The 11,626-nt window shown below is 67.3% G+C and carries 15 protein-coding genes and 1 pseudogene; 4 read left to right on the forward strand and 12 right to left on the reverse strand.

Features of this window, described 5'->3' with window-relative positions; translation table 11 throughout:
- Positions 1-34: 34 nt before the first annotated feature.
- The gene (locus CSW63_RS03245; protein WP_082749565.1) at positions 35-487 is read left to right on the forward strand and encodes a recombinase family protein; all 453 of its coding nucleotides are present in this window, start codon (positions 35-37) and stop codon (positions 485-487) included.
- Positions 488-637: 150 nt separating this feature from the next.
- Here the strand turns inward: CSW63_RS03245 and CSW63_RS03250 are convergent, their stop codons facing one another.
- The 5 genes from CSW63_RS03250 to CSW63_RS03270 all read right to left on the reverse strand — a co-directional run bounded on the left by CSW63_RS03250 (position 638) and on the right by CSW63_RS03270 (position 4,349).
- A complete protein-coding gene (locus CSW63_RS03250) occupies positions 638-1,399 on the reverse strand; it encodes an ABC transporter permease (protein ID WP_062097159.1) in 762 nt (253 codons plus the stop codon).
- Positions 1,396-2,322, reverse strand: a complete 927-nt coding sequence (locus tag CSW63_RS03255; RefSeq protein ID WP_062097161.1) for an ABC transporter ATP-binding protein — start codon at positions 2,320-2,322, stop codon at positions 1,396-1,398. The genes CSW63_RS03250 and CSW63_RS03255 overlap by 4 nt, the downstream gene beginning before the upstream one ends.
- Before the next feature lie 122 nt (positions 2,323-2,444).
- Positions 2,445-2,906 carry an NfeD family protein gene (locus tag CSW63_RS03260; protein WP_062097163.1) on the reverse strand — a complete coding sequence of 154 codons (462 nt, stop codon included), beginning with the start codon at positions 2,904-2,906 and terminating at the stop codon, positions 2,445-2,447.
- 4 nt (positions 2,907-2,910) lie between these two features.
- The gene (locus CSW63_RS03265; protein WP_062097165.1) at positions 2,911-3,885 is read right to left on the reverse strand and encodes an SPFH domain-containing protein; all 975 of its coding nucleotides are present in this window, start codon (positions 3,883-3,885) and stop codon (positions 2,911-2,913) included.
- A 35-nt stretch (positions 3,886-3,920) separates the two neighbouring features.
- Entirely contained in the window at positions 3,921-4,349 is a 429-nt protein-coding gene (locus CSW63_RS03270) for a TIGR02301 family protein (protein ID WP_062097167.1), read from the reverse strand.
- 161 nt (positions 4,350-4,510) lie between these two features.
- Between CSW63_RS03270 and CSW63_RS03275 the strand changes: the two genes are divergently transcribed.
- Entirely contained in the window at positions 4,511-4,738 is a 228-nt protein-coding gene (locus CSW63_RS03275) for a hypothetical protein (RefSeq protein ID WP_082749573.1), read from the forward strand.
- On the opposite strand, the gene CSW63_RS03280 is transcribed toward CSW63_RS03275, so the two are convergent.
- The gene (locus CSW63_RS03280; RefSeq protein ID WP_062097171.1) at positions 4,735-5,274 is read right to left on the reverse strand and encodes a hypothetical protein; all 540 of its coding nucleotides are present in this window, start codon (positions 5,272-5,274) and stop codon (positions 4,735-4,737) included. The genes CSW63_RS03275 and CSW63_RS03280 overlap by 4 nt on opposite strands.
- Before the next feature lie 112 nt (positions 5,275-5,386).
- On the opposite strand from CSW63_RS03280, the gene CSW63_RS03285 reads away from it, so the two are divergent.
- On the forward strand, positions 5,387-6,139 hold the full coding sequence (locus CSW63_RS03285; RefSeq protein ID WP_062097173.1) for a Crp/Fnr family transcriptional regulator: 753 nt from the start codon (positions 5,387-5,389) through the stop codon (positions 6,137-6,139).
- Here the strand turns inward: CSW63_RS03285 and CSW63_RS03290 are convergent.
- Together CSW63_RS03290 and CSW63_RS03295 are read right to left on the reverse strand one after the other, a co-directional pair.
- Positions 6,136-7,101 carry a nitronate monooxygenase family protein gene (locus CSW63_RS03290; protein WP_062097175.1) on the reverse strand — a complete coding sequence of 322 codons (966 nt, stop codon included), beginning with the start codon at positions 7,099-7,101 and terminating at the stop codon, positions 6,136-6,138. The genes CSW63_RS03285 and CSW63_RS03290 overlap by 4 nt on opposite strands.
- A gap of 68 nt (positions 7,102-7,169) precedes the next feature.
- Positions 7,170-7,823 carry a glutathione S-transferase family protein gene (locus CSW63_RS03295; protein ID WP_099502870.1) on the reverse strand — a complete coding sequence of 218 codons (654 nt, stop codon included), beginning with the start codon at positions 7,821-7,823 and terminating at the stop codon, positions 7,170-7,172.
- Between the two features lie 85 nt (positions 7,824-7,908).
- Here CSW63_RS03295 and CSW63_RS03300 point away from each other — a divergent pair, with 85 nt between their 5' ends.
- Entirely contained in the window at positions 7,909-8,415 is a 507-nt protein-coding gene (locus CSW63_RS03300) for a helix-turn-helix domain-containing protein (protein ID WP_062097216.1), read from the forward strand.
- A gap of 7 nt (positions 8,416-8,422) precedes the next feature.
- Here the strand turns inward: CSW63_RS03300 and CSW63_RS23645 are convergent.
- The 4 genes and pseudogenes from CSW63_RS23645 to ispH all read right to left on the reverse strand — a co-directional run bounded on the left by CSW63_RS23645 (position 8,423) and on the right by ispH (position 11,547).
- Positions 8,423-8,645: pseudogene (locus CSW63_RS23645) on the reverse strand (hypothetical protein).
- A 238-nt stretch (positions 8,646-8,883) separates the two neighbouring features.
- Entirely contained in the window at positions 8,884-9,666 is a 783-nt protein-coding gene (locus CSW63_RS03310; protein WP_062097179.1) for an SDR family NAD(P)-dependent oxidoreductase, read from the reverse strand.
- A 64-nt stretch (positions 9,667-9,730) separates the two neighbouring features.
- Complete coding sequence (locus CSW63_RS03315; RefSeq protein ID WP_062097181.1) at positions 9,731-10,498, reverse strand: site-2 protease family protein; 768 nt, start codon at positions 10,496-10,498, stop codon at positions 9,731-9,733.
- Between the two features lie 89 nt (positions 10,499-10,587).
- On the reverse strand, positions 10,588-11,547 hold the full coding sequence (ispH, locus tag CSW63_RS03320; protein ID WP_062097183.1) for a 4-hydroxy-3-methylbut-2-enyl diphosphate reductase: 960 nt from the start codon (positions 11,545-11,547) through the stop codon (positions 10,588-10,590).
- Positions 11,548-11,626: the final 79 nt, after the last annotated feature.

Consider the following 11,626-nt stretch of genomic DNA (forward strand, 5'->3'; position numbering starts at 1 on the left):
CGCCAGTGCGCGGCGCGTCTGCGAGTCAGCCGGGATGAAAATCGTCGGCTACTACCGCGTCCCGCCCGCGCCGGGGGTGTTCTTCAGCCCGGCCCAGGAGGAACGACTTCTGCTGCTGGGGTGCGAGCAGGTGTTCAGCGACCGCTGCCTGGCCTCTGGCGTCGTGCGGCCGGGGCTGGAGCGGGCCGTCGAGGCGCTGGAGCCGAGCGGCGTCCTGGCCGCCCTCAGCCTGCACGCCCTGGGCGGAGATCTGGTCGCGGTGATGGACATCGTGCTGAAGCTCCGCGCGCGCGGCCTGCACCTGCTTGTCCAGCAGCCCCCCATCGACACCCGCGCCGATCCCGGCTTCTTCGAGGCCTGCCTGGCCCTGGCCGCCTTCAACGGCGAACGCGCCATGGTTCGCCGCGCCGAAACCGCCCTCGTCGCCAAGGGCGCCAGGGCGGGCGGCATGAAGGGGTTGAAGGCGGTCGAGGACAAAACCGAGTAGCCCTCGTTTTCGTGTCATCCCGGCCGCAGCGAAGCGGAGCGCCGGGACCCAGGGGGTGAGGGACCACCCTGCGCGCCGCCCGTGGGGCCCGGATCGACCCTGCGGGCCGTCCGGGATGACACGGGGATGGTCGGGCTCTGGGACAGACCTTTAAACCTTCAGCCGATATCCGGTCCGGAAGATCCACCAGACCGCGCCAAGGCACGCCGCCAGGAACACGCCCGTCATGCCCAGGCTGATCCCGACGCCGACATCCGACTGGCCGTAGAAGGCCCACCGGAAGCCACTGATCAGATAGACCACCGGGTTGAACAGGGTGATCTTCTGCCAGATCTCGGGCAGCATCTTGATCGAGTAGAAGCTGCCGCCCAGGAAAGTCAGCGGCGTGACGATCAGGAGCGGCACGATCTGCAGCTTCTGGAAGTCGTCGGCCCAGACCCCGATGATGAAGCCGAACAGGCTGAAGGTGACCGAGGTCAGCACCAGGAACAGCAGCATCACGAACGGGTGGGCGATCTCGAACGGCACGAAGATCCGCGCGGTGGCCAGGATCAGCAAGCCGAGGCAGATCGACTTGGTCGCCGCCGCGCCGACATAGCCGGCCACCGTCTCGTACCAGGCCACCGGCGCCGACAGGAGCTCGTAGATCGTGCCCGCCCACTTGGGCATGTAGATGCCGAACGAGGCGTTGGAGATGCTTTCGCTCAGCAGCGACAGCATGATCAGGCCCGGCACGATGAACGCGCCGTAGCTGATCCCGTCGATGGCCTGCATTCGCGAGCCGATCGCCGAGCCGAAGACCACGAAATAGAGGCTGGTCGACAGCACCGGCGAGATGACGCTCTGGGCCAGGGTGCGGAACCACCGCGCCATCTCGAACCTGTAGATGGCCTTGATCGCGTAGAGGTTCATTGCGGGGCCCTCACCAGGCTGACGAAGATGTCTTCCAGCGAGCTCTGGTCGGTCTTCAGGTCCTTGAACTCGACGCCCTGCTCAGAGAGGCGTCCCAGCAGCTCGGCGATGCCCGTGTCCTCGGCCTGGGCGTCAAACGTATAGACGAGGTCGGCGCCCTCATTGGCCAGGCTGAGCGAGGCGTCGGCCAGGGCGGCGGGCAGGGCGGACAGCGGCTCCTTCAGGTGCACGGTCAGCTGCTTCTTGCCCAGCTTGCGCATCAGGACGGTCTTGTCCTCGACAAGGATGATCTCGCCCTTGTTGATCACCCCGATCCGGTCGGCCATCTCCTCGGCCTCCTCGATATAGTGGGTGGTCAGGATGATCGTGACGCCGCTCTCACGCAGCTTGCGGACCATCTCCCACATGTCGCGCCGCAGCTCGACGTCGACGCCGGCCGTCGGCTCGTCCAGGAACAGGATGGTCGGCTCATGGCTCAGCGCCTTGGCGATCATCACCCGGCGCTTCATGCCGCCCGACAGCGCCATGATCTTGCTGTCCTTCTTGTCCCAGAGCGACAGGTCGCGAAGGATCTTCTCGATCAGGGCGTCGTTGCGCGGCTTGCCGAACAGTCCGCGCGAGAAGCTGACCGTGGCCCACACCGTCTCGAAGGCGTCGGTGTGCAGCTCCTGCGGCACGAGGCCGATCTTGGTGCGGGCGGCGCGATAGTCGCGCACCACGTCGTGGCCGTCGGCCAGGATCACGCCCTGGCTTGGATTGACGATGCCGCAGATAATGCTGATCAGGGTGGTCTTGCCCGCCCCGTTCGGCCCCAGGAGCGCGAAGATTTCGCCCTGCCGAATGTCGAGATCGATCCGCTTGAGGGCCTGATGGCCCGACGCATAGGTCTTGGTCAGACCCTGTACCGAAATGATGGATGTCACGCCTTACCCCTCCACGCGCGGCGATGCAGCGCCGCGCGGCCCCTTGGCCGCCCATGACGGCCTAGATGGTGTCCCGCCGCGCGAAGTACAGGGCCGCGCGCCGCGAACTGTCAGCAGAGCGCTCAGGCCGGGATCTTGCGCACCTTCAGGATCGCGCCGGCCACTGCGACGACCACGACCTCCTGGCTGATCGCGGGGATCGCTTCGTCGGTCTCGGCCGCCCAGTCCTTGCCGTCGATGAAGACGCGGCCACGCCCTTGCTCGAACGTCGACAGGACCTGGCCGCGCTGGCCGACCAGACGCTGCATGGGGTCGTTGAGGTCCGGTCCCGTGGCGTCCAGCACCGGCCGCAGATAGCGCTTGGCCAGGAAGGTCGACGCGATCGCCAGGGCCGCGAAAAGGCCCAGCTCGATGACGAAGCTCATCGGCAGAAGTTGAGCGACGATCCCGACGACGAAGGCGCTGGCGGCTGACCACAGCAGCCACCCCGTGCCTGTGGCCACCTCGACGGCCAGGAAGGCGGCCGCCACGGCCAGCCAGAGCCAGAAGGGATGCAGCGCGTGGAAGCCGGCGATCGCGTCCATCCGCCTACTCCCCGCGCTTGCCGCCGACCGGGGCGCTGGTCGCGCCGCGCGGGGGCGGTGTCGGGCGCGACGTGTCGGCACCCAGCGACTTGATCAGTTCGCCCACGCCCGCGACCGTGCCGGTCAGGCCGGCGAAGTCGGCAGGGACGATCACGGTCTTCTGCTGCGGGCTCTTGGCCAGCTCGGCGAAGGCCTCGACGTACTTTTGGGCGACGAAATAGTTGATGGCGTTGACGTCGCCCTTGGCGATGGCTTCGGAGACGAAGGCGGTCGCCTTCGCCTCGGCCTCGGCCTCCCGTTCACGGGCCTCGGCGTCGCGGAACGCGGCCTCACGGCGCCCTTCGGCCTGCAGGATCGCCGACTGTTTCTGACCTTCGGCGCGCGCGATCTGGGCCTGCTTCTCGCCTTCGGCCTCGGTGATCACGGCACGCCGCTCGCGCTCGGCCTTCATCTGGCGGGCCATGGCGTTGGTGATGTCGGCGGGCGGCGTCAGGTCCTTGATCTCGATCCGCGCGACCTTGACGCCCCACGGGCCGGTGGCGTGGTCGATGGTGGACAGAAGGCGCGTGTTGATCGCGTCCCGCTGGCTGAGCACCTCGTCCAGCTCCATCGCGCCGACCACCGTACGCAGGTTCGTCTGCGCAAGCTGGGTGATGGCGTACATCAGATTGTCGACCCGATAGGCGGCGGCCGCGGCGTCCATGACCTGGATGAAGACGATGGCGTCGACCTTCACCGACACGTTGTCCTTGGTGATGACCTCTTGCTGGGGCACGTCCAGGACCTGCTCCATCATGTTGACCTTGCGGCCCACCGTCTCGAAGAACGGCGTCAGGATCGAGATGCCGGGCTTGAGCGTGCGGGTGTAGCGGCCAAAGCGCTCGACCGTGAACTCGCGCCCCTGCGGCACGATCTTGATCGCGCTGAACAGGAGGACGAAGGCGAAGACCAGAAAAACCAGTACGACGATGCCGCTCAAGACGGTCGCTCCTCCAACTTGAAGTTGGGTGGAGGTTAGCGCGCTCGGGCCTCGTCCGCCATGAAATCCGGTGACGCTGCGGCGCGGTGAACCTCGCGCATGGCCTGGGAAAGCTTCTGGGCCAGGGCCTGGCCTTTGTGCGCCACCGCCCGCTCGGCCTTCCGGCTGGCCTCGTCGCACAGCGGGTACTCGCTGCGACGCGAGGCGAAGCCGGTATTGAACCGTTCGCGCATCTGGGCGTCGAAGGCCTGGTCGGCCTGTTCCACCTCGGTCAGCCGCACCATCCGCGAGCGCCAGTACTGGTCGCCCTCTCCCTGGCAGGCCTGGCGCAGGGCGTGGCTCTCGCCCAGGGCATAGGCCAGATCGAGCAGACGCTGACGGTCTTCGGGCGGCCTTTCCTGGGCCAGGACCGGACCGGCGAGCAGGCTCGCCAACAGAACGCCGATGAGAAGCGGTCGCGACATGAGCCCGTTATCGCCAACTCCTGGGCCGCTGTCACGACCACGCCGCCCAGCGGGCGAGCGGACACGCCGCCGGTTGTCGGCCAAACCTCGCCACGAGAAGGAAAAACGCTCGCCCGATAAAGGCCTTGCGATCGCCACGGTTCGGACTTTCCCTATGGGCGCTGCAAGGAGGTCTGATCATGACTGAGGTGCATTACGGCGTGGTGCGCGTTGGCGACCATTGGGCGATCGTTGGTGAAAACCTTCGGTTCGGCGCTTATGAGACGCGAAGCCAGGCTCAGGCGGCTGTCCGGCGCCTGGCGGAGTTCCCGGCGGGCGTCGGCCTGCCGGTGTTGCTGCATGAGCAGGAAGACGACTGGGTTTTTCCAGGTCCGACACTTCTCAGCTAAGCGGTCTCGGCCTCGTCGGGCGCGTAGAGCAGCGGCTTGATGAACCGCCAGACCTGCAAGGCCGAGGCGATCGCGCCGACGATGGAGGCGACGATCTGGAACGCCTGCCACACCAGGCTGATCAGAGTGTCTTCGCCCAGCATGGCGGCGAGCGGATAGATCAGGTTGCTGACCGCGATCCGGAATTCCGCATAGACGCTGGAATATTCGACAGACGCGCCCGCGACCGCGGCGGTGACCACCACCGCCAGCACCGGCGCCCACAGCAACGGCAGCAGCAGCAGGAGGGCGAGCGCGGTGATCAGCGACTTGGTCGACAGGCCGATGTCCTTGACCAAGGTGACGCCCACGCCGGCGATCACCGCCAGCGCCAATAGCGCCAGAGCCACTGGCAGCACCAGGTCGGCGGAGGCCGCCAAGGGCGCGCCGACGCCAAAGACCAGAACGGCCATCGCCAGAAGCACGCCGACGAACCCGCCCAGCCACAGCGCCCCGTACTGGCTGAGCCGCCGCCGCAGATGCTTTCGCGCGATCATCGTCTTCTCCCCCGCGTCCGCTGGAGCGTGCTTCGGAAGAGTCTCGTCGTCCACGGGAAACTAAGCTGGGCGTGGCGCGCTACATACAGGCCAAGCTTCAGGGGAGGTCCCGATGACCGCCATTACCCGCATTGTCCGCGCCGCCGAGGGCGGGACGCCGCCTTTTTCCGCCAATCGTCTGCTCGCGGCTCTACGCCCCGACGCCTTGTCGGCGCTCGCGCCGCATTTGACCTCCGTTGAGTTGGCGAGCGACGACTTGCTGTTCGATGTCGGCGACGATGTTGAAACCACCTACCTGCCTTGCGGCCCGACTCAGGTGTCGCTGCTGGTGGTCTCTCCCGATGGACAGGAGATCGAGGCCGCCAGCGTCGGCCTGGAAGGCGCGATCGGCGGCGTGGTCAGCGCCGGCTACAAGCCCGCCTATGGCCGCGCGGTGGTGCGGACGCCGGGTCAGGCCTTCAGCCTGCCGACCGCGCGGCTTGAGGAGGTGAAGACGCGGGTTCCCGCCGTCGGTGATCTGTTCGATCGCTATGCCGACGTGATGATCGCCCAGATGATGCAGTTGGTCGCGTGCAACGCGCTGCACCCGATCGAGCAGCGAGCCTGCCGCTGGCTGCTGTTCGCCCATGACCGCTCAGGCGAAGAGCCGATCCGCCTGACGCAGGAGACTTTGGCTCAGATGCTGGGCGTCCAGCGCACAACGATCAGCGCGGTGGCGCGGACCCTGCAGGACGCCGGGATCATCCATATCGGCCGCGGCCGGGTGGAGGTATTGGACCGGCCTGCGCTCGAAAAGCGGGCGTGCGACTGCCACGACGCCGTCGAGGCCCATTTCCATCGCCTGTTGCCGAAGGTCGAGCTTTAGGTCCTGAAGGACGAGGCCCTGGCCAGCGCCGCCTCGGCCTCGGCCATCAGCTGCGTCACGATCTCGCCGGCCGGCAGGATCTCGCGCACGCCGCCGGCGCTCTGGCCCATGGCGAAGCACGACTTGTCGGCGTCCAGCCCGTCGATCTGTCCGCCGATGCCGCCCATGGCGCCGTTGCGGATCGAGACCATGGCCTGCTGCGGGAAAGGCTGGATGTCCCCTGGGCGGGACTCCCAGTCGTCGACATAGGGGTTCTTCTTCACCCGCATGGGCTTGCCGGAGTAGCAGCGGGTGCGGACGGTGTCCTCATCGGCCGCCTCGACCACCGCCTGACGATAGAGATCGCCAGCGTGCGCCTCGTGCGAGGCGATGAACCGGGTGCCCATCCAGACGCCTTGCGCGCCGAGCGCCAGCGCCGCCGCCAACCCCCGTCCGTCGTGCAGGCCGCCGGCGGCGACCACCGGAATCTTGACCGCCTCGACCGCCTGGGCCACCAGCGGCAGGGTGCCGACAAGGCCGGTGTGGCCCCCGCCTTCGCCGCCCTGGCAGATGACTGCGTCGCAGCCGGCGGCTTCCGCCTTGACCGCGTGCTTCACCGCCCCGCAGACGACCATCACCTTCAGCCCCGCTGTCTTGAGACGCTCGATGATCGGCATGGGCACGCCAAGGCCCGCGACGAACGACGAGGCACCCTCCTCGATGATGACCTCGACGCTGGCCGTCAGCGCATCGGGCGTGGCGGCCAGCAGGTCGACGCCGAACGGCTTGTCGGTCAGGCTTTTGACCTCGCGCATCTGGGCGCGGATGAACTCCGGACTGGTGCCGGCCATGCCCAGCACGCCGTAGCCGCCGGCGTTCGAAACGGCGGCGGCCAGCGGGGCGTAGGACACCCCGCCCATGCCGGCCAGCAGGATCGGATGCTCGATTTCCAGCAGATCGCAGAGCGGCGTGCGCAGGCCCATGGTCGTTCCTCCCCGTATTTCCGGAGAGGATCGGGGCGGGATCGCGGCCTCACAAGCCTGCCGCGAGGTCAGTCGCGGTCGGGCGCGCCCAGCGGGAAGTAATGCCGATAGGGGCGCCCCTCCTCGACGCAGCGGCTGATCGAGGGTCTGGCCAATAGCCGCGCGCGATAGGCGCGCACCTTCGGGAACGCCTCGCCGATCGGCCGCACCCAGTCGGCGTAGAACAGCGAGGCGGCCGCTGCGCAGTCCGCCATCGTGAAATCCTCGCCCGCCGCCCAGGGGGCGGCGAGATGCTCTTCCAGCCACTGATAGGCGGTGTCGAGCGCCACCGCCGCTTCGGCCATCGCCTCCTTACGGCCGCCACCGGGCCGAAGGGACTCGAACACCGGGACCTGCATCGGCGTCATCACGTAGTTGTCGAAGAACCGATCCAGAAAACGCACCTTCAGCGCCGCCTTGGGGGCGTCCGGCAGCAGCTTGACCGGACCGGGGTGAAAAAGCTGCAGGTGCTCGATGATGATGCTGGACTCCACCACCGTGACGCCATCGTCGACGACCACCGGAAAACGGCCCAGCGGCCAGAGCGCCTGACGCTCCTCCATGGCGGCGGGGTCCTCGGGTCCCAGCAGGCGATAGGTGAAGTGCACGGCGTTCTCATAGAACGCGATCTGCACCTTCTGGCAGTAGGACGAGAACGGATGGGCGTAGAGCGACAGGGTCACAGGCGGTCTCAATCTGGTTGCATTTTGCAATCAGTTGCCATCTAGCCATACCGATCCTACATCGCAAGCAGTTTTGGACGCGACGATGTCGAACACCCTGCGGTCGGGCTGCCCGATCAACCTGACGCTGGAAGTGCTGGGCGACCGCTGGAGCCTGATCGTCCTGCGCGACGTGATGTTCGGCGGCCGTCGCCACTATCGCGAGCTCTTGAGCCGGTCGGAGGAAGGGATCGCCTCGAACGTTCTGGCCGACCGGCTCAAGCGCCTGGTGGCCAACGGGCTGCTGTCGCGGGTCGATGACCCAAGCCACAAGCAGAAGGCGGTCTACAGCCTCACCGAACCGTCTATCCAGCTGGTGCCGCTGATGGCGCAGATGGGAGCCTGGGGGCGGCGGCATACGCCGACCACGCCGCTGCTGGCGATCCGCGCCGAGCTCCTGGAGGCGGGCGGGCCTGAGATGTGGGCCGCGTTCATGGACGAACTGCGGGCGATCCATCTGGGCGCGCCCACGCCCACGCCGACTCGACGCGTCAGCGCGGAACTACAGGCGGCGTACGAGCGGGTGCTGGCCGAAACTTCAGCCGGGTCTTGAGCGAGCTCTAATCGCGGCGGACCAACTCGGCTTCCAGGTCCGCGCCATGCGTCCAGAAGCAGGCCATCATGCCGGTAAAGGCCAAGGCCAGCATCATCAGGAAGCCGCGCGGCGGCGCCAGGCTGACAACGTCTTGGGGCGTCATCTCTCTCGTTTCCTCGTCGGCGCCCGGATCTTCTCGTCCAGGCTACCGTGGAAGGAAGCTTCACACCGACGGGCCGCCCGCGCAAGCCCCTGTTTTCAATAGCTTTTCACTGGACCCCAGAGTCCAATAAACACTGATCCTGACCATCGCCAGGTAAACAACGAAAATTCCTCGTCATCCCGGAAGCCTCGGAGAGGGTCTACGGAACACAGGGGCGACCGCACTGCGCCGGCTCCTGGGTCCCGGCTCTACGCTTCGCTTCGGCCGGGATGACGCGTGTATTTTGCCCGCAGCGCGTTCGATCCGCTCACTGAACGCCCGCCCTAGAAGATCGAGTAACCGCCATCGATCACCAGGGTCGTGCCCGAGTGATAGCTGGAGGCGTCCGAGGCCAGATAGACGGCCATGCCGCCGAAGTCCTCGGGCTCGCCCCAGCGGCGGGCCGGCACGCGCGGGATGACCTTCTCGGCGAAGGCCGAGTTGGCCTGGGCGCCGGCGGTCATGTCGGTGGCGATCCAGCCGGGCAGGATGGCGTTGGCGCGCACGCCATAGCGGGCGTGCTCGACGGCGACCGACTTGATCATAGAGATCACCGCGCCCTTGGTGGCGGCGTAGGCCTCATTGCGGGCCGCGCCCTCGATGGCCGCCAGCGAGGCGACGCCCACCAACGAGCCGCCCGGATCGCCGGCCTTGGCGCGCTCGACCATGTGGCGGCAGGCCTCGCGCAGGGTGAAGAACACCCCGTCCAGATTGACCGCCAGCACCTTGCGATAGACCTCGGTGCTCATGTCGACGAACGAGGGCGAGCCATAGCCGACACCGGCGTTGGCGAAGACGCTGTCGACCCGGCCCATGGCGGCGACGGCCTCTTCCATGCCTTCGCGGACCTGGGCTTCGTCCGAGACGTCGACCGTCTGCGCCTTCACCCGCACGCCCAGGGCGGTCAGGGTCTGCTCGGCGGCCAAGTTGCGCTCTGGGTTGGAGCCCCAGATGACGATGTCGGCGCCGGCCTGCGCCATGGCCTTGGCCATGCCAAGCCCGATGCCCCGGTTGCCGCCAGTGACCAGGGCGACCTTTCCCGACAGGTTGAACGGCGCATAGGCCATGGCTAACCCTCCCTCATTCTTCTTGAAACGCTTGTTTGAAGGAGAAGGGGTCGGGAGCCGAAGGTCAAGAGCCCCAGAAGTGGAAGGTTCTCCAGCCGTCGCCGATCGCGGGGCGTGAGACCCCCAAAAGGTCGGTGATCGTCAGGGCGGCGCCGAAGATGAACGTGCTGACGCCGGGAGCCCAAAAGATCAGGGCGAACAGGATCAGAAAGCCGACCCGCTCGACCTTGACCATGCGCGCCTGCAAGCCCTCGGGCAGGAATGGGCGGATGACGCCGTAGCCGTCCAGGCCCGGGACGGGCAGGAGGTTCAAGACGAGCGCGCTGGCCTGCAGCATGGCCAGCAGCGACAGGGCGTTGAACAGCGGCGGGCTGGCGGCCGCCAGCGGCAAGCTCACGGCGATGACGACCAGCACCACCAGCGTCCCCAGCGGTCCGGCCAGCGAGGCCAGCGACCGCCAACCGCGCGAGCGCATCAGGTCCTCGCGCAGATAAACGGCCCCGCCGGGAAAGCCGATGCCGCCCAGGGCCAGGGCGACCAGCGGGATGATGATCGTCGTGAAGAGGTCGGAGTATTTCAGTGGGTCGAGGGTCAGATAACCCTTCTCGACGATCGTCGTGTCGCCGGCCTTGTAGGCGATGAAGGCGTGTCCGAACTCGTGGATCCCGACGCTCAGCACCCAGGCGGCGGCCACGAAAGCGAAGGTTAGGACGCCCAGCGGCTCGATTCCGCTGGCCACCGCCCACCCGAGGCCCAGACAGGCGGCGATCAGGATCAAGGCGTTGGGACTGATCGGCGCGCGGGGCGGGGCGGGGGCTTCGAGGATGGTCATGGCCAAGATGTCGGAGACCTGGGCCGGGAGCGCAAGCGCAGTGTTGCTTCGCGATCGGACCGCAGCCGAGGCGAGGACAGACGCTCCTCCTAAGCCGTCAACAGCCTCGGCAGCTTGAAGGTGATCGTCTCGCGCGCCTCCACCAGCTCCTCGACGGTGGTGTCGAAGCGGGCCGAGATCGCGTCGATGACGCCCTGCACCAGGTCTTCGGGCGCCGAGGCGCCGGCGGTCAGGCCCACGCGCGAGACGCCGTCGAACCAGGTCCAGTCGAGGCCGCTGGCGTCGTCGATCAGATGGGCGTCGCGCGCGCCGGCCTTCAGGCCCACCTCCTTGAGGCGCACCGAGTTGGACGAGTTCTTCGAGCCGACCACCAGGATCAGTTCCGACCGCTCGGCCAGATGTTTGACCGCATCCTGGCGGTTGGTGGTGGCGTAGCAGATGTCTTCCTTGTGCGGGGCGGCGATGCCAGGGAAGCGCTCGCGCAGCAAAGCCACCATGTCCGCTGTGTCGTCGACCGACAGGGTGGTCTGGGTCAGGAAGGCGACGTTGGCGGCGTCCTTGGGCTCCCAGGCCGCAGCGTCGTTGATGTCTTCGATCAGGGTGACCGCGCCTTCGGGCAGCTGGCCCATGGTGCCGATGACTTCCGGATGGCCGGCGTGGCCGATCAGTACGATCTCGCGGCCGGCGTCATAGTGCTTCTGGGCCTCGACATGGACCTTGGAGACCAGCGGGCAGGTGGCGTCCAGATAGATCATCTGGCGGGCCTTGGCCTCGGCCGGCACCGACTTGGGCACGCCGTGGGCCGAGAACACGACCGGGCGATCGTCGGGCGCTTCTTCCAGCTCCTCGATGAACACCGCGCCCAGGGCCTTGAGGCGGTCGACCACATGGCGGTTATGGACGATCTCGTGCCGCACATAGACCGGCGCGCCGAACTTCTCGACGGCGCGCTCGACGATCTGGATGGCGCGATCGACGCCGGCGCAGAAGCCGCGCGGGCTGGCCAGCACCAGGGAGATCGGGCGGCGGATCGGGGTCTGGGCGTTCATGGCGTGGAAACTAGCGTCTCGAACGTCGGTTCGCCAGGAGTCTGCGTCGTTGCGACGTCACGCATATGCCTTTATCAGG

This window comes from Caulobacter sp. FWC26, from assembly GCF_002742645.2.
Classification (GTDB): domain Bacteria; phylum Pseudomonadota; class Alphaproteobacteria; order Caulobacterales; family Caulobacteraceae; genus Caulobacter.